We start from the raw sequence: 15,411 nt of genomic DNA, 5'->3' as shown, positions 1-15,411 counted from the left end.
CGGCGGGGACGGGCGCCGGGCCCGCCGCGGCGGGCCGGGGCACGGTCGGGAGGCGCCGGAGAGCGCGCGCTCTCCGGGCGGGGAAGCGGGGCGTGGGGCTCCGGGAGGCACCCGGTGGGATTCCGGCGGGACTCCGATGGCATTCCGGTGGGCCGGGACACGAGGGTTGCGGAGATGCCGGACGGTTCCCCCGTCGCCGCCCGGCCCGCTGATCGCCGCCGGCCTCCCCGAGCCGGGGGCGCGGTCCGTCAGCCGGTGTATCCGGCGATGTCCTTGATCACGGAGAAGCCGAGGCCGTAGGCGCTCATCCCGCGCCCGTAGGCGCCGACGTGCACGCCCTCCCGGGCCGGTGACGAACCGGCCAGCACCCAGCCGTACTCGGACTCCCGGTAGTGGAACGGGGTGGGCACGCCGTCCACCGGAAGCGACAGCGACGTCCAGTCGGGCGCGGACGGGTCCTCGGCCAGCTCCCAGGCGATCGCGGTCTGCTGGTTCAGCCAGTCGTCGCGCAGGGCCCGCTCCATCTGGCTCGGCCAGGTGCAGGAGAGCAGGCCCGAACCGGCCAGCCAGGCGGCCGACGAGACCGAGGTGGCCTCCAGCGTGCCGGTGCCGTCCGCGCTGCGCCGCACCGGACGGTCGGCGACCGTGACGACGACCGTGAAGCGCTGCTTGGCGTGCTCGGTCTCGACCCGTACCGAGGGCACCTCGCCGTGTCCGGTCGACCCGTGTTCGACCGTGCCGTCGGCAGCGGAGCCGACCTGCATCAGCCAGCGCGGGCCGGTGAAGGCCTCGTCCAGCCCGTACCAGGGAAAGCCTGCCAGCAGATAGCCGTCGAGACTGCGGCCTCCCGGCACGTCCTGGGCCGCTCTTCCGGCCTCCACATCGGTGGACGTACTGGGCTCGTCGGGCGCCCCCTGTGCCCCGGGCCGACTGGTCGTCTCCATCTGCGTGGTGCCTCCTTGTTGCCCCGTCGTCTCAGTGCGATCCGCCCCCGCGGGCGGCGTCACCCCGGACACAGGGAGGATAGCCACCCCGGTCCGCCCCGTCGGACATACGGGGGGATCACGTGGCGTCGGAGTCGAACGGCGGACGCTCGTCGGGGGCCTGGTGATCACGCTTGCGCAGCAGGTCGGAGCCGCCGGAGGTGCCGAAGGAGGACGCGGCCGCCCCGCCGACGGAGGCACCGCTCTCCCGGCCGCGCACCGCGTCGGAGACCTCGGTGACCTCCTTGCGGAGGTCGAAGCCGTTGCGGATCTCCTTCAGCCCCAGGTCGTCGTCGTCCATGAACTGCTTGCGGACGAAGGTCCGGGGGTTGAGGTCCTCGAAGTCGAAGTCCTTGAACTCGGGGCCCAGCTCGGACCGGATGTCGGCCTTGGCCCCATCGGAGAAGTCCCGGATCTTGCGGATGAAGCGCGAGATGTCCTGGATGAGCTTGGGCAGTTTGTCCGGGCCGAAGATGAGCACGGCAAGGATCACCAGAGCGACCAGCTCCAGTGGACCTATGTCATTGAACACCTTGCAACTCCTTGAGATGTCCACGGCCCGGCAGGTCGGATGAGGTCGTCCCCGCCGGGATGGGTGCGCGGGCCGGGGCCCGGTCCACGGTACCCGGCCGCGCGGCCCGGGCGGTACCGCATCACCGGCCGCTCGCGCTGCCGAGGGTGAGCCGGAGGGTGCGCTCGCTGCCGTCGCGCTCCAGACCGAGGCGGAGCCGGTCGCCGGGGCGGTGGCTGCGGATCTTGACGATCAGCTCCTCCCCGCTGTGCACCCGGGCGCCGTCCACCTCGGTGATCACGTCGCCGGGCTCGATGCCGGCCCGGTCGCCGGGGCCGCCGCGCTTCACCGACGCGGCTCCCTTCCCGACGCGGGCGCCGTCGCCGCGGTACTCCAGGTCCAGGGTGACCCCGATCACCGGGTGTGTCGCCTCGCCCTTGTTGATCAGCTCCTCGGCGACCCGCTTGCCCTGGTTGACCGGTATGGCGAAGCCCAGGCCGATGCTGCCGCCCTGGGCGCCGTCCGCACCGGATCCGCCGTCGGCGGCGCGGATGGCGCTGTTGATGCCGATGACCCGGCCGCGGGAATCCACCAGCGGCCCGCCGGAGTTGCCGGGGTTGATCGGGGCGTCGGTCTGGAGCGCGTCGACATAGCTGATGTCGCTGCCGTCGCCCTTCTCCCCGCCCGCGGTGATGGGGCGCTCCTTGGCGCTGATGATGCCGGTGGTGACGGTGCCCGCCAGGTCGAACGGGGCGCCGATCGCCACCACCGGGTCGCCCACCCGCACCGAGTCGGAGTTGCCCAGGGCCAGCGGCTTCAGCCCGGAGACGCCCTTGACCCGGACCACGGCGAGGTCGTAGCCGCTGTCCCGGCCGACGAGTTCGGCCTCGGCCGTCTCCCCGCCGCTGAACGTCACGGAGATCCCGCCGTCCTTGCCCGCGGGCTCCACGACGTGGTTGTTGGTCAGGATGTGGCCCCGCCCGTCGAGCACGAAGCCGGTGCCGGTGCCCTGTGCTCCGGCGCCCTCGACGTGCAGGGTGACGACGCCCGGCAGCGCGGTGGAGGCGATCCCGGCGACGCTGTGCGGATCGCGGCCTCCGGCCTCCGCCGGGGCCTGCGGCAGCTCCACCTCCGTGAGGCCGCCGTTGCGCTCGACGTACGCCCCGATGCCGCCGCCGATACCGCCCGCGACCAGCGCGAGCAGCAGCGCGCCGACGAGCAGGCTGCCGCGCCGGGAGGAGCGCCGGGGAGCATCGTCCCGGGCGGTCACGGGCCCGGCCGTGGCGGGCGCGGCGTACCACGGGTCGTAGCGGTCCCACTGGCTTCCCGGCGACGGGGCGGGCGTCTGCTGCGGTCCCGGCCGGTGTGCGGGGCCGGGCTGATGTGCGGGGCCCGGCTGATGTGCGGGGCCCGGCTGATGTGCGGGGCCCGGCTGATGTGCGGGGCCCGGCTGGTGGGGCACCTGGGTCCCCTGGGCGGGGGTCGCCGCCGGAGTTCCGTGCGGCGGAGTGGTCACGGGCCGCTGCACGGGCGGGGCCGGGGCCCAGGGACCGGGCCGGCCGTAGGGCGGGGTGCTGTAGGGGTCGGGCGCGTGCCGGGGCTGCGGCCCGCCGGCCGCGCCGTCGGCCGCCGGGCCCGGCCCCGGCTGCTGCGGCTCGGGCTGCGCGGGCACGGAGTCCGCGGGTACGGAGTCCGCGGGTACGGAGACGGCGCCGACCAGCGGCCCCTGCTCCTCAGCGGCGGACGCGGAGCCGACCTGCACGGATCCGGGCTCCGGAGCGGCGGCCGCCGGCTCCGATGGCGGGGCCGCGGAGTCCTGGTGTGCCGGTGCCGCGCTCGTCCCGGTCCCGGGGCCCGTCCCCGGAACGCCCCCGCTGCCGTGGTCCGCCTCCGCGGCCTGCCGGCCGATGGCGCTCCGCCGGGGCCGGCTCCACCACTTCGGCTCGGGCCCGGCGGCCTTCCCCTCGTCCATGTTCTCCCCAGTGCTCGCCCGGCACGGCACGGGCCGCTGCGCCGCCCGGTCCGCTCCCCCCGCGCCAGCGATTCAACCAGGTGCGCGCGGTGGTGCGCAGGGGGACCGGGCAGCGCGGCCACGCGCCGGGGAGCGTCAGTGGCCTGCGGAGGCCCGCGCCTCGGGGGCCGTGGCGGCGACGACCGGCTCCGACCGGTCCGAGGACGAGGAGGGGGACGGCGACGGGGCCGGAGCGCCGCTGAGCAGCTTCCCGCCGGGCGCGATGTCCTGCCGCACCGGGGCCGCCGGACGTATCAGGGGGCTGAGCACCGTGGGCGCCGTCAGCACCGGCGAGGCGTACGGGAACAGCGGGCCCGACGGCTCGGCGGCCGGCAGCGGGGAGGAGGGCCGGCGGGCCCAGCTGGGCACGGTGAGCGGAACGCGCTGGCCGCCCGGGGCCGACGCGACCAGCAGCGCATCGCCACCGCCCGCCGCTCCGCTCCTCGACGGAGCCGTGCGCACCGGTTTCACCGCGCCGTCGCCGCGCGCCGACGGGGTTTCGCCCGGCCCCTCGAACGGCAGCGCGCCGCCGAGAGCGAAGGCGGCCAGGGAGACCGCCCCGGCAGCGGCGAACGCGAACCGGCGGCCCCGTGAGGCGGACCGCTCGACGTCATGGATGCGGAAGCCGGACCGGTCCGGCCCGCGATGGGCACCCGCCGGACCATAGGCGAACTGCTCCGGAGACATGCCGAACACGCCGTCCCCGAAGCCGTTCCCGGAGCCGAAGGGCGCGCCCTCCCGGCCCGGATCGCCTCCGGGCAGCCCCTGGAGCCGCGCGAGCAGCCCCTCCGAGGGGGTCGGCTCCGCCGTCTCGGCGAAGAAGCTCTTCAGCTTCCGCTGGGCGTCGGCCTCGGCCTTGCAGGTGCAGCAGGTCGCCAGATGCGCCAGCACCCGCTCACGCGCGTCGTGTCCGAGCTCGCCGTCGACCAGCGCGGCGAGACGGTCGCCCAGGTGCTGCTCTGCATGGCTCGCACCACCGGATCCGATCACGCCCTCCCGCCCTCTCCTGCGATGGCCGGGACAGCGGCGGCCAGCGGGACCGCCCGCCCGGCGCGGGGCGCGGGCGCCCGGTGCTTGAGCGCCTTGCGCAGATGGGACCGGCCGCGGTGGATCCGGCTGCGGACCGTGCCGAGCTTGACGCCCAGCGTGGCCGCGATCTCCTCGTACGACAGCCCCTCGATGTCGCAGAGCACCACCGCCGCGCGGAACTCCGGCGCGAGGGTGTCCAGCGCCTGCTGCACATCGGCGTCGAAGTGGCTGTCGTGGAAGTGCTGTTGAGGGGAGGGCTCCCGGCTGGGCAGCCGCTCGGCGGCGTCGTCACCCAGAGCGTCGAACCGGATGCGCTGCCGGCGGCGGACCATGTCCAGGAAGAGGTTCGTGGTGATCCGGTGCAGCCAGCCCTCGAAGGTGCCGGGCGTGTAGGTGGACAGCGAACGGAAGACCCGGACGAAGACCTCCTGGGTGAGGTCCTCGGCGTCGTGCTGGTTGCCCGTCAGACGGTAGGCGAGACGGTAGACCCGTGCGCTGTGGGTGCTGACGATCTCCTCCCAGGTGGGGGGAGTCCACGCCGTGGCGTCCGCCTCGTCGCCGAAAGACGCAGTGCTGGAGAAGGTCGCGGTCGGCGCGGAGGCGGCGGTGGCGCGGGAACGGTCAGCGGTGTCGGTCACGGATTTCGGCTCGCCGGCCGACCTGCGAAAGCGCCTGAGCACTCCCCGGTCACCGGCCGCAGCCGCACCTCCCCTGTCGGCTCTGGTGGTGTCCAGTAGAGCCCCTACCATATCCACCTCGCCCGTTAGCTCCGGATAAGGATCTTTGACCCGCATTTTAGGCATCGTGGCGCCGCTTCCCTTCCCCGTTCCCCTTCCCCGTAACGCCCGGTCCCATCAGCGGGTTCCCGGGGCAACGGATACAGTCACCGTTGCGTCGACTACGGGGACAGGAGAGGGCCATTACCGGCAACCGCCAGACGAGCTGGGCGTTCGCCGATGCGTTCGTCGCCGAGGACGAGGCGCTGCGCTGGGCCCGCGACCGGGCCGAGGAAGCAGGGCTCCGCTCGGTGTCGTCCGGCACCGGTGCGGCACTGCGCCTGCTCGCCGCCGCGGCGGATGCCAAGGCCGTCGCCGAGATCGGCACCGGCACCGGCGTCTCCGGGATCCACCTGCTCCACGGCATGCGCCCCGACGGCGTGCTGACCACCGTCGACCTCGAACCGGAGCGGCAGCAGTTCGCGCGCCAGGCCTTCCGCGCCGCCGGCTTCGCCGGGAACCGCGCCCGGTTCATCCCCGGCCGGGCGCTCGACGTCCTGCCCCGCCTGGCCGACGGCGGATACGACCTGGTGTTCTGCGACGGCGACCGGACGGAGTGCCTGGACTACCTCGCCGAATCGTTGCGCCTGCTCAGACCGGGCGGGCTCGTGATCTTCGAAGGCGTCTTCGCGGACGGCCGGACCGTGGACTCCTCCACTCCGCCCACCGAGGTCCAGCGGCTGCGGGAACTCCTGCGCGCCGTCCGGGAGAGCACCGTCCTGCTGCCCTCGCTGCTGCCGGTGGGCGACGGGCTGCTCTGCGCCGTCAAGCGCTGACCCCGCCCCTCCGCCGGGGCGCCGGCCGGGGACACGCCTCCGGGACCCCGCGGGGCAGCCGCCCCCAGCGGCGCGGGGGCCCGCCCCGCTCTCCCGTGCCCGCACACGGCACTGCCCCGGCGTGCGGGCCGCGGTGTGCGCGTCCCTCGCCGGGGCAGTGCGAAAAGAGCTGTGGCCCGCGTCTCAGCCGACGACCTTCTTCAGCGCGTCGCCGAGCGCGTCAGCCTCGTCCGGTGTCAGCTCGACGACGAGACGACCGCCGCCTTCGAGCGGAACGCGCATGACGATGCCCCGCCCCTCCTTGGTCACCTCGAGCGGGCCATCGCCCGTCCGCGGCTTCATGGCCGCCATGCTCGTTCCCCTTCCTGAAACCAGCTCATCGTCAGCCGACGGCACCATGACATGACAGGGTCACCGGCATCGAACACATTGCTTCCAGGCCATTATCCCGCATGGCAGGACCCGATGACCAACATCGGTCGGCATACCTTCTGCAACGCGCTCCCGCAAAACCACCCAATTCGGCGATCGGCCTGCGATACTGCGCGATCCTCTGCCCGAGCGGGACACCGAAGAGTTGGACGCAGGTCACACACCAGGCGCCGGTGCCGGGGCCGACGATCTCCGCCATGCTGTTCCCGACCGACCACCGAGCCACCCGACGGAGGGGACCCTGCAATGGCGGACGCCGTGCTGCACGAGGTGACCGACGGCCTCGCGACGATCACTCTGAATCGTCCCGATGCCATGAACGCGCTCAACACCGAGACCAAGGTCGCGCTGCGGGACAGCCTGCGCCAGGCCGCGGACGACCCCGCGGTGCGGGCCGTCCTGCTCATCGGGAGCGGCCGCGCGTTCTGCGTCGGCCAGGACCTCAAGGAGCACATCGGACTGCTGGCCGAGGACCGCGAGCGGGGCAGCGGCAGCACGATGACCACCGTCCGGGAGCACTACAACCCCATCGTCACGGCGATCGCCGGCATGCCGAAGCCCGTGGTGGCGGGGGTCAACGGCGTGGCGGCGGGAGCGGGCGCGGGCTTCGCCTTCGCCGCGGACTACCGGGTGGTCGCGGACACGGCGGCCTTCAACACCTCCTTCGCCGGGGTCGCGCTGACCGCCGACTCGGGGGTCTCCTGGACGCTGCCCCGGCTGATCGGCCACGGGCGCGCCGCCGACCTGCTGTTCTTCCCCCGGAACGTCAGCGCGCAGGAGGCACTGGAGCTGGGCATCGCCAACAAGGTCGTCCCCGCCGACGGCCTCGCCGCCGAGGCGGAGGCCGTCGCGCGCCGGCTCGCCGAGGGCCCGACCGCCGCCTACGCGGCGATCAAGGCGTCCCTCGCGCACGGCGCGGCGCACGGTCTGGAGAGCACCCTCGCCAAGGAGGACGAGCTCCAGGTCCGCGCGGGCGCGTCCGAGGACCACAGCATCGCGGTGGAGGCCTTCGTGAAGAAGGAGAAGCCGCGGTTCCTCGGCCGGTAGGCCGCCGGGCGGCGGGTCCCACGGGGCGTCGGGGCCCGCCGGCCATCGGGACCCGCTGGAAGAGCCGCCGGTGAGCGGCGGGCCCACGGCGTTCAGGCCGTGCCGCCGCCCCGTGCGAAGCAGTCCGCCAGGTGGTCGTCGACCAGCCCGCAGGCCTGCATCAGCGCGTAGGCCGTGGTGGGACCGACGAAGCGGAATCCCCGCTTCTTGAGGTCCTTGGCCAGCGCGGTCGACTCCGGGGTGACCGCCGGGACGTCGGCCAGGGTGCGGGGTGCCGGGCGGCCCGCGGGGTCCGGAGCGTAGGACCAGATCAGGGCGTCCAGCTCGCCGTCGGCCAGTCCGGCGATGACCCGGGCGTTGTTCACCGCCGCCTCGATCTTGGCGCGGTTGCGGATGATCCCGGTGTCGGTGAGCAGCCGTTCCACATCCGCCGCGGTGAAGGCGGCCACGGCCGGTACCGAGAAGTCCCGGAACGCGGACCGGAACCCCTCCCGGCGGCGCAGGATCGTCAGCCAGGACAGGCCCGACTGGAAGGCCTCCAGGCACAGCCGCTCGAACAGCGCCTCGTCACCGTGGAGCGGGCGGCCCCACTCGGTGTCGTGATAGGTGACGTAGTCCTCGGCGGACAGGCCCCACGGGCAGCGCAGCCGGCCGTCCGGCCCCGCGACGGCGCCCGCCGCGGCGCTCATGAACGCGGCCCGGAGTCGCCGGGCCGCTCGTCCTGCGGGCCGTCCGTGCCGGACTCCTCCGCCTCGGACGACCGCCCCATCGCCGTGGCCTGCGCACCCGCGAGGGCCGCTTCCAGCTCGGCGATCCGGGCGTCGCGTTCGGCGATCTCCGCGCCGAGCCGGCCGAGCACGTCGTCGACGTCCGTCATCCGGTACCCGCGCACCTGCACCGGCAGGCGCAGCCGGTCGACGTCGGCGCGGGCGACCGGACGGTCCGCGGGCAACGGGTCGTGGAGCCGGTCCGGCTGCGCCTCCGGCAGCGCGACGCCGTCGTCACCGCCGACGACGACGAGCGTGACCGCGGCGACCACCACGACCAGCGCGACGAGCAGGAACCAGAACACGACGATCTCCCCGGGGCCGTACGAACCTGTGCCGATCTGTAGACCACGATCGTGCCACGCCCGCCCCTGCGCCGGGCGCGCCGCTGCCCGATGCCCCACATGCGGGGAACCGTCCCCTCCGCTCGGGCCCGCACAACCCCGTCCGGCCCGGCGGCCGTACTGCCCGGCAGGCGTTAGGGTCGCTCCGGGCCCGCCGGACCGGTGGGTCCCCAGGGCCTGTCCGACAACCGGCGCCGTCGCCCGCAGGGCGGCCCGAGGAGGTTACGCGTGGTGCTGCGTCTGGGGACGCGCGAGTTCGGGGAGCACGAGCCGGTGATCATGGCGATCGTGAACCGGACCCCGGACTCCTTCTACGACCGGGGATCGACGTTCCAGGACGAGCCCGCGCTCGCCCGGGTCGAACAGGCCGTCTCCGAAGGCGCCGCGATCATCGACATCGGCGGCGTCAAGGCCGGCCCCGGCGCGGAGGTCACCGCCGAGGAGGAGGCACGGCGCACGGTGGGCTTCGTGGCCGAGGTGCGCCGCCGCCACCCGGACGTGGTGATCAGCGTGGACACCTGGCGGCACGAGGTCGGCGAGGCGGTCTGCGCGGCGGGCGCGGACCTGCTGAACGACGCCTGGGGCGGGGTCGACCCCCGGCTCGCCGAGGTCGCGGCCCGCCACGGCGCGGGGCTGGTCTGCACCCACGCGGGCGGCGCCGAACCGCGCACCCGCCCGCACCGGACCGCCTACGACGACGTGATGGCGGACATCCTCCGCGTCACCGTGGGCCTGGCGGAGCGCGCCGTCGCCCTCGGTGTCCGGCGGGACGCGGTGCTGATCGACCCCGGCCACGACTTCGGGAAGAACACCCGGCACTCGCTGGAGGCGACCCGCCGGCTCGGCGAGATGACGGAGACCGGCTGGCCGGTCCTGGTCTCGCTGTCCAACAAGGACTTCGTCGGCGAGACGCTGGACCGCCCGGTCAAGGAGCGGCTGATCGGCACCCTGGCGACGACCGCGGTGTCGGCCTGGCTGGGCGCGCGGGTCTACCGCGTGCACGAGGTCGCCGAGACGAAGCAGGTGCTGGACATGGTGGCCTCGATCGCGGGGCACCGGCCCCCGGCGGTGGCCCGCCGCGGCCTCGCCTAGGGCTTGCCCGGGGCTCCCGGGGCTCCCGCCGGTGGGGCTGCCGCGCCCGGTACCGGCGGCCCGGTCCGCGCCCGAGCCGCCGTCGGCGGAAGGGCGCCCCGCTCCCGGCGGCCGCTGCCGCCGGGTGCCGCGCCGGGCCGGGGCCCGGCCGGGCGCCCGCGCCCGCTACTCCGGGGGCCGCGCCTCCACGGGCCACTCGGCGGCCGCGCCGGTGGAGATCTCCTTGCTCACCAGGGCGACGGCCTCGTCCACGTCGTCGGTGATGTGGAACAGCTCCAGGTCCCGCAGGGCGGCCTTGCCCTGGGCGACCAGGGTGTTCCGCAGCCAGTCGACCAGGCCCTGCCAGTAGTCGCTGCCGAACAGCACGATCGGGAAGCGGGTCACCTTGCGGGTCTGGACCAGGGTCAGCGCCTCGAACAGCTCGTCCAGGGTGCCCAGGCCGCCGGGCAGCACCACGAACCCGCGCGCGTACTTCACGAACATCGTCTTCCGGACGAAGAAGTAGCGGAAGTTCACGCCGATGTCGACGTACTGGTTCAGCCCCTGCTCGAAGGGCAGCTCGATGCCCAGTCCGACGGAGACCCCGCCGGCCTCGCAGGCGCCCCGGTTGGCCGCCTCCATCGCTCCCGGTCCGCCACCGGTGATCACCGCGAATCCGGCGTCCGCGAGCGCCCGTCCGATGCGCACCCCGGTCTCGTACTCGGGGGTGCCGGGGGGTGTGCGGGCCGAGCCGAAGACGCTGACCGCGGGTCCGAGTTCGGCGAGGGTTCCGAAGCCCTCCACGAACTCGGACTGGATGCGCAGGACCCGCCACGGGTCCATGTGGACCCAGTCCGTCTCGCCCTGCGGCGAGTCCAGCAGCCGCTGGTCGGTGGTGCTCGGCTGCACCTGGTGACGGCGGCGCAGAACCGGCCCGAGCCGCTTCTCCCCCGGGGCGCCCGGAGTGCCCTCTGGTTCGGCGTTGTCCACCGTGTGCTCCCTCCGCCTGTCCTCCCCACTGTGCACCGGGGAGGAATCGTTGCAGTTCAGCGTAGGCCCCCGGGGGTTACGGACCGGGGAACTCAGGCTGACAGCCAGGCCCGGAGCTTCTCCTCCGCCTCCAGGACGGCGGCGACCGCGACGTGCTCCTCACGGGTGTGCGCGAGCTTGGGGTCGCCCGGCCCGTAGTTCACCGCGGGGACCCCGAGCGCCGAGAAGCGGGCCACATCGGTCCAGGCGTCCTTCGGGGCGGGCTCGGTGCCGATGGCCTCGACGAACGCCACCGCGGCCGGGTGGGAGAGCCCGGGCAGCGCCCCGGGGGCGGAGTCGGTGAGCTCCACGTCGAAGCCCTCGAAGACCCCGCGGACGTGGGCCAGGGCCTCCGCCTCGCTGCGGTCCGGGGCGAAGCGGAAGTTCACCGTCACCGCGCAGGCGTCGGGGATGACGTTGCCCGCGTGCCCGCCCTCGATCCGCACGGCGTTGAGGCCCTCGCGGTAGACGAGGCCGTCGATGTCGACCTGCCGCGGCTCGTAGGAGGCGAGGCGGGCCAGGACGGGGGCGGCCTTGTGGATGGCGTTCTCGCCGAGCCAGCTGCGCGCGGAGTGGGCGCGCCGCCCGGTGGTCGCGACCCGTACCCGGAGGGTGCCCTGGCAGCCGCCCTCGACCTTGGCGTCGGTGGGCTCCAGCAGCACGGCGAAGTCTCCCGCCAGCCACTCGGGGTGCTTCTCGGCGAGCCGCTTGAGCCCGTTGAGCTCGGCGGCGACCTCCTCGTGGTCGTAGAAGACGAACGTGAGGTCGCAGTCGGGCTCGGGCACGGTCGCGGCGATGCGCAGCTGGACGGCGACGCCGGACTTCATGTCCGAGGTGCCGCAGCCCCACAGCACGCCGTCCGCGTCGAGCCGCGAGGGGACGTTGTCGGCGATCGGCACGGTGTCGATGTGACCGGCGAGGACCACCCGCTGGGAGCGGCCCAGGTCCGTCCGGGCCACGACCGCGTCCCCGTCCCGGTCGACGGTGAGGTGCGGCAGCGCGCGCAGCGCCTCCTCGACGGCGTCGGCCAGCGCCGTCTCGTCACCGCTCTCGGAACGGAAGTCGACGAGGCGGGCCGTGAGGGCGGCCGCGTCCAGGGACAGATCGAGTCTCGGGTGATCCATGCAGCCGACCCTAGGCCATGGCCCCGGAGCGGCCGGCGCCCTGCCCGCCGTCCGGCGGGCGCCGGGCCCGGGCCCGTCCGGTCCGTCACAGCGCCTCACCTTTCCGGCCGGTACCGTGGGCCCGTGTCCCAGCCGACCTCCCCCGCCCGCCGTGGCCGCCTTCTGCGGATCGGCGCGGCCTGCGCCGTACTGCTGGCGCTGGCCGGCTATCTCGCCGTGCACTTCTCGGCGACCGGGCCGGGGGCACCGCAGTGCACCGTGCGGGTGCCCGGCCGGGACGGCGACGGGTACGAGCTGGAGCCCGAGCAGGCGGTGAACGCCGCCAGCATCGAGGCCGTGGGGTCCGCCCGCGGGCTGCCGGAGCGCGCCATCACCATCGCGCTCGCCACCGCGATGCAGGAATCGGGCCTGCGGAACATCGACTACGGCGACCGGGATTCCGTCGGGCTGTTCCAGCAACGGCCGTCCCAGGGCTGGGGCAATGGGCGGCAGATCCGGGACCCGGTCTACTCGGCCGGGAAGTTCTATGAACATCTGGTGAAAGTCCCCGGCTATTCACGCCTTCCGCTGACCGTGGCGGCACAGAAGGTGCAGCGCAGCGGTTTCCCGCAGGCGTACGCGAAACACGAGCCGAACGCGTCGCTGCTGGCCGCCGCGCTGACCGGCCGCATGCCGGGCGCGTTCAGCTGTACGACACCCCCCGCCGACGGCAGGCCGGGGGATCCGGCCGGGGTCCGGGCGCAGCTGGTCCGCGAGTTCGGCCCGGAGGTCCTGCCCGGCCGGGAGGGGGGCCGGAAGCAGCGTGCCGCGGGCGGCGCCCGCTCGGTGGTCGCGGTCCCGGTCACGGCGGCAGTGGGGGACGGCACCGGCCACCGGGGCTGGGAAGTGGCGCACTGGGCGGTGGCCCACTCCACCGAGCTGCGCATCGCACAGGTCTCCTACGCGGGCCGGGTGTGGAGCTCCGGGAATTCCGGGCAGGGGTGGCGGAAGAGCGACGGACGGTCCGTGCCGGGCTCCTCCGGGGGCTCCGGCACGGTGCTCATCACGGTCGCGCGTTAGTGCGAGCGGGCACTCCATAGCGGTAGACCGCCGCCGTTTCCGGGTCGGCGCCATCACCCCGGTGACACCACTTCCGCATCCTCGGAATTCCCTGCGCATCAAGCGAAGTGACGGTTCGGCAGACACTGCCGGAAGCCCCTTTTCGTCCGCTTTCCGCCGGGACGGATAATGCGACGCATTACCAATTCTTTACCCGTGTTCGCCGCAACCTTCGCGGGCTTCACGCGGTAGTCACTGCGTCCGCCCGGCGGACAGGCACATCGTCAGAAGCTGAAGCAACTTCCCGTCGAAGGAGCACAATGTCCCTCCCCCTCACGCGTCGGATCGCCCGGGCCGCGCTGCTGGTCGCAGCGGGCGCCGCTCCCCTCGTCGGCGCGGCCGGTACGGCGAGCGCTGCGGACCTGCCGAGCACGTCCAACCTCGGCGGGGTGGGCTCGCTCGACGGCGCCAACCTCGGAAAGACCGCCAACGTCGGAAAGACCGTCGACAAGGCCTCCAAGGCCGTCGGCAAGCAGGCCGGTGACACCGGCAGCAAGACCGTGAAGCAGGCCGTGCCGAAGACCGCCGGCACCCTGGGCAAGGTCGGCAAGGCCGCCGCCCCGGCCGCGCGGAAGGCCGCCGGCGAGACCGCGAGCACCACCGGCCGCCTGATCGGTGACACCGCCCGGTCCGCGGCGAAGGGCACCGGGAGCGCCCACGCGCTGCCCAACGGCAACAAGCTGCCGTCGTACAAGTCGGTCCGCTGACGTCCGCCTGAAGCAGCGAGGGGCCCGGGGAGATCGCTCCCCGGGCCCCTCGGCGTCGTGTCCGCGTGCCGCCGACGGCGGCACCGGGCCGGCGGGTCAGCCGAGCCGGCGCACGGCCTCGGCGACCCGCTCGTCGGTCGCCGTGAAGGCGACGCGCACGAACCGCTCCCCCGCCGGGCCGTAGAAGTCGCCGGGCGCGACGAGGATGCCGCGCCGGGAGAGGTCCCCGACGGTGTCCCAGCAGGGCTCGTCCCGCGTCGCCCACAGGTAGAGGCTGGCCTCGCTGTGCTCGATCCGGAATCCGCTCGCCTCCAGCGCGCCGCGCAGCGCCGAACGGCGCGCCGCGTACCGGCCCCGCTGCTCCGCCACATGCGCGTCGTCGCCGAGCGCCGCGACCGTGGCGGCCTGCACCGGCGCCGGGACGATCATGCCGCCGTGCTTGCGGACGGTGAGCAGCTCGCCGAGCACCGCCGGGTCCCCGGCGAGGAACGCCGCGCGGTAGCCCGCCAGGTTGGAGCGCTTGGAGAGCGAGTGCACCGCGACGATGCCCTCGTAAGAGCCGCCGCAGATGTCCGGGTGCAGCACCGAGACCGGGTCGGCCTCCCAGCCCAGCTCCAGGTAGCACTCGTCGCTGAAGATCAGCACGCCGTGCTCCCGGGCCCAGGCCACGGTGGCACGGAGCTCGTCCCGGTCCAGCACCCGGCCGGTGGGGTTCGACGGCGAGTTCAGCCAGAGCAGCCGGAGGCCCCGCGGGTCGAGCTCGGTGGGACGGTCGTAGACGACCGGCTCGGCTCCGGCGAGCCGGGCGCCGACCTCGTAGGTGGGGTAGGCCAGGCGCGGGAAGGCGACGCGGTCGCCCGCGCCGAGGCCGAGCTGGGTCGGGAGCCAGGCGACGAGCTCCTTCGAGCCGACGACCGGCAGCACGTTGGTGTGCTCCAGGCCCGTCGCGCCGAGCCGCCGCGCGCACCAGCCGGTGAGCGCGTCCCGCAGCGCCGGGGTGCCCCACACCGTCGGATAGCCCGGGCTGTCCGCGGCATCCCGCAGAGCGCCGCGGATCAGCTCCGGCACCGGGTCGACCGGCGTGCCCACGGAGAGGTCCACGATGCCGTCCGGGTGGGCGGCGGCGGTCGCCTTGAACGGCTCGAGCCGGTCCCAGGGGAAGACGGGGAGCCGGGCGGAGACTGCGGACACGGTGCTCTCTTTCCTCGTCGCGCGTGGGTCTTCGGTCACGCGTGCTGTGTCGCTACGCGCCTCGGTCCCGCACGGAAGGATCTTCCGTGCGGGACCGAGGCGATGGGAGCGACCGCCGTCGGACCTACTGGTTCTGCGGCGGCAGCCCTGCGATGAAGGGGTGGTCGCGCTCGATCAGGCCGAGCTTCGACGCCCCGCCGGGCGAGCCGAGCTCGTCGAAGAACTCGACGTTCGCCTTGTAGTAGTCCTTCCACTCCTCCGGAGTGTCATCCTCGTAGAAGATGGCCTCGACCGGGCAGACCGGCTCACAGGCACCACAGTCGACGCACTCGTCCGGGTGGATGTACAAGGACCGGGAGCCCTCGTAAATGCAGTCGACCGGGCACTCCTCGATACACGCCTTGTCCTTGACGTCGACACAAGGCTGCGCGATGACGTAGGTCACGCTGTCGTTCCTCCTCGATAGGGGCGGCGTACCGGATGGCGGCTCCGCCGCAGGGCGCGCGGGAGCGCGG

The 15,411-nt window shown here is 74.1% G+C and carries 17 protein-coding genes; 5 read left to right on the top strand and 12 right to left on the bottom strand.

What is annotated here, in order from left to right:
- Positions 1 to 248 precede the first annotated feature (248 nt).
- From ACFYYR_RS27925 to sigE, 5 genes are all read right to left on the bottom strand, one after another.
- Entirely contained in the window at positions 249 to 944 is a 696-nt protein-coding gene (locus ACFYYR_RS27925; protein WP_388859271.1) for a hypothetical protein, read from the bottom strand.
- Positions 945 to 1,062: 118 nt separating this feature from the next.
- Positions 1,063 to 1,515 (bottom strand): sec-independent translocase, encoded by a 453-nt coding sequence (locus tag ACFYYR_RS27920; RefSeq protein ID WP_388859268.1) that lies wholly within the window; start codon positions 1,513 to 1,515, stop codon positions 1,063 to 1,065.
- Between the two features lie 121 nt (positions 1,516 to 1,636).
- Complete coding sequence (locus tag ACFYYR_RS27915; RefSeq protein ID WP_388859265.1) at positions 1,637 to 3,466, bottom strand: trypsin-like peptidase domain-containing protein; 1,830 nt, start codon at positions 3,464 to 3,466, stop codon at positions 1,637 to 1,639.
- 135 nt (positions 3,467 to 3,601) lie between these two features.
- Entirely contained in the window at positions 3,602 to 4,495 is an 894-nt protein-coding gene (locus ACFYYR_RS27910) for a zf-HC2 domain-containing protein (RefSeq protein ID WP_388859262.1), read from the bottom strand.
- The gene (gene sigE, locus ACFYYR_RS27905; RefSeq protein WP_388859259.1) at positions 4,492 to 5,283 is read right to left on the bottom strand and encodes an RNA polymerase sigma factor SigE; all 792 of its coding nucleotides are present in this window, start codon (positions 5,281 to 5,283) and stop codon (positions 4,492 to 4,494) included. Before sigE ends, ACFYYR_RS27910 begins: the two co-directional genes overlap by 4 nt.
- A gap of 140 nt (positions 5,284 to 5,423) precedes the next feature.
- On the opposite strand from sigE, the gene ACFYYR_RS27900 reads away from it, so the two are divergent.
- A complete protein-coding gene (locus ACFYYR_RS27900; protein ID WP_388859256.1) occupies positions 5,424 to 6,086 on the top strand; it encodes an O-methyltransferase in 663 nt (220 codons plus the stop codon).
- A gap of 183 nt (positions 6,087 to 6,269) precedes the next feature.
- Here ACFYYR_RS27900 and ACFYYR_RS27895 read toward each other — a convergent pair whose 3' ends face one another.
- The gene (locus ACFYYR_RS27895; RefSeq protein WP_003966491.1) at positions 6,270 to 6,437 is read right to left on the bottom strand and encodes a DUF3117 domain-containing protein; all 168 of its coding nucleotides are present in this window, start codon (positions 6,435 to 6,437) and stop codon (positions 6,270 to 6,272) included.
- A 327-nt stretch (positions 6,438 to 6,764) separates the two neighbouring features.
- Between ACFYYR_RS27895 and ACFYYR_RS27890 the strand changes: the two genes are divergently transcribed.
- Positions 6,765 to 7,565: an enoyl-CoA hydratase-related protein gene (locus tag ACFYYR_RS27890; RefSeq protein WP_388859253.1), complete on the top strand. Its 801-nt coding sequence runs from the start codon at positions 6,765 to 6,767 to the stop codon at positions 7,563 to 7,565.
- Between the two features lie 92 nt (positions 7,566 to 7,657).
- On the opposite strand, the gene ACFYYR_RS27885 is transcribed toward ACFYYR_RS27890, so the two are convergent.
- On the bottom strand, positions 7,658 to 8,254 hold the full coding sequence (locus ACFYYR_RS27885; protein ID WP_388859251.1) for a DNA-3-methyladenine glycosylase I: 597 nt from the start codon (positions 8,252 to 8,254) through the stop codon (positions 7,658 to 7,660).
- Positions 8,251 to 8,637 (bottom strand): hypothetical protein, encoded by a 387-nt coding sequence (locus ACFYYR_RS27880; protein WP_388859248.1) that lies wholly within the window; start codon positions 8,635 to 8,637, stop codon positions 8,251 to 8,253. The genes ACFYYR_RS27885 and ACFYYR_RS27880 overlap by 4 nt, the downstream gene beginning before the upstream one ends.
- A 318-nt stretch (positions 8,638 to 8,955) precedes the next feature.
- On the opposite strand from ACFYYR_RS27880, the gene folP reads away from it, so the two are divergent.
- Positions 8,956 to 9,768, top strand: coding sequence for a dihydropteroate synthase (gene folP, locus ACFYYR_RS27875; protein WP_388859358.1), 813 nt, complete (start codon positions 8,956 to 8,958; stop codon positions 9,766 to 9,768).
- Between the two features lie 165 nt (positions 9,769 to 9,933).
- Here folP and ACFYYR_RS27870 read toward each other — a convergent pair whose 3' ends face one another.
- Both ACFYYR_RS27870 and dapE read right to left on the bottom strand, forming a co-directional pair.
- Positions 9,934 to 10,737, bottom strand: a complete 804-nt coding sequence (locus ACFYYR_RS27870; protein WP_388859245.1) for a TIGR00730 family Rossman fold protein — start codon at positions 10,735 to 10,737, stop codon at positions 9,934 to 9,936.
- A gap of 92 nt (positions 10,738 to 10,829) precedes the next feature.
- Positions 10,830 to 11,900, bottom strand: a complete 1,071-nt coding sequence (gene dapE, locus ACFYYR_RS27865; protein WP_388859242.1) for a succinyl-diaminopimelate desuccinylase — start codon at positions 11,898 to 11,900, stop codon at positions 10,830 to 10,832.
- A 123-nt stretch (positions 11,901 to 12,023) separates the two neighbouring features.
- Between dapE and ACFYYR_RS27860 the strand changes: the two genes are divergently transcribed.
- Both ACFYYR_RS27860 and ACFYYR_RS27855 read left to right on the top strand, forming a co-directional pair.
- Complete coding sequence (locus ACFYYR_RS27860; RefSeq protein WP_388859239.1) at positions 12,024 to 12,959, top strand: hypothetical protein; 936 nt, start codon at positions 12,024 to 12,026, stop codon at positions 12,957 to 12,959.
- 299 nt (positions 12,960 to 13,258) lie between these two features.
- Positions 13,259 to 13,705, top strand: coding sequence for an ATP-binding protein (locus tag ACFYYR_RS27855; protein ID WP_388859236.1), 447 nt, complete (start codon positions 13,259 to 13,261; stop codon positions 13,703 to 13,705).
- Positions 13,706 to 13,801: 96 nt separating this feature from the next.
- On the opposite strand, the gene dapC is transcribed toward ACFYYR_RS27855, so the two are convergent.
- Together dapC and fdxA are read right to left on the bottom strand one after the other, a co-directional pair.
- Complete coding sequence (gene dapC, locus ACFYYR_RS27850; protein WP_388859233.1) at positions 13,802 to 14,896, bottom strand: succinyldiaminopimelate transaminase; 1,095 nt, start codon at positions 14,894 to 14,896, stop codon at positions 13,802 to 13,804.
- A 124-nt stretch (positions 14,897 to 15,020) separates the two neighbouring features.
- Positions 15,021 to 15,341, bottom strand: a complete 321-nt coding sequence (gene fdxA / locus ACFYYR_RS27845; protein WP_187811607.1) for a ferredoxin — start codon at positions 15,339 to 15,341, stop codon at positions 15,021 to 15,023.
- Positions 15,342 to 15,411 lie beyond the last annotated feature (70 nt).

Source organism: Streptomyces sp. NPDC001922, assembly GCF_042891165.1.
Taxonomy (GTDB): domain Bacteria; phylum Actinomycetota; class Actinomycetes; order Streptomycetales; family Streptomycetaceae; genus Streptomyces.
The sequence above is the reverse complement of the archived record's forward strand: the minus strand, read 5'-3'. Positions and strand labels throughout refer to the sequence as shown.

Excerpts from the sequence above, each read along its gene's own strand:
- ACFYYR_RS27925 (WP_388859271.1), bottom strand. The coding sequence starts at position 944 with ATGGAGACGACCAGTCGGCCCGGGGCACAGGGGGCGCCCGACGAGCCC.
- ACFYYR_RS27915 (WP_388859265.1), bottom strand. The coding sequence starts at position 3,466 with ATGGACGAGGGGAAGGCCGCCGGGCCCGAGCCGAAGTGGTGGAGCCGG.
- sigE (WP_388859259.1), bottom strand. The coding sequence starts at position 5,283 with ATGGTAGGGGCTCTACTGGACACCACCAGAGCCGACAGGGGAGGTGCG.
- ACFYYR_RS27895 (WP_003966491.1), bottom strand. The coding sequence starts at position 6,437 with ATGGCGGCCATGAAGCCGCGGACGGGCGATGGCCCGCTCGAGGTGACC.
- ACFYYR_RS27890 (WP_388859253.1), top strand. The coding sequence starts at position 6,765 with ATGGCGGACGCCGTGCTGCACGAGGTGACCGACGGCCTCGCGACGATC.
- ACFYYR_RS27885 (WP_388859251.1), bottom strand. The coding sequence starts at position 8,254 with ATGAGCGCCGCGGCGGGCGCCGTCGCGGGGCCGGACGGCCGGCTGCGC.
- folP (WP_388859358.1), top strand. The coding sequence starts at position 8,956 with ATGGCGATCGTGAACCGGACCCCGGACTCCTTCTACGACCGGGGATCG.
- dapE (WP_388859242.1), bottom strand. The coding sequence starts at position 11,900 with ATGGATCACCCGAGACTCGATCTGTCCCTGGACGCGGCCGCCCTCACG.
- ACFYYR_RS27855 (WP_388859236.1), top strand. The coding sequence starts at position 13,259 with ATGTCCCTCCCCCTCACGCGTCGGATCGCCCGGGCCGCGCTGCTGGTC.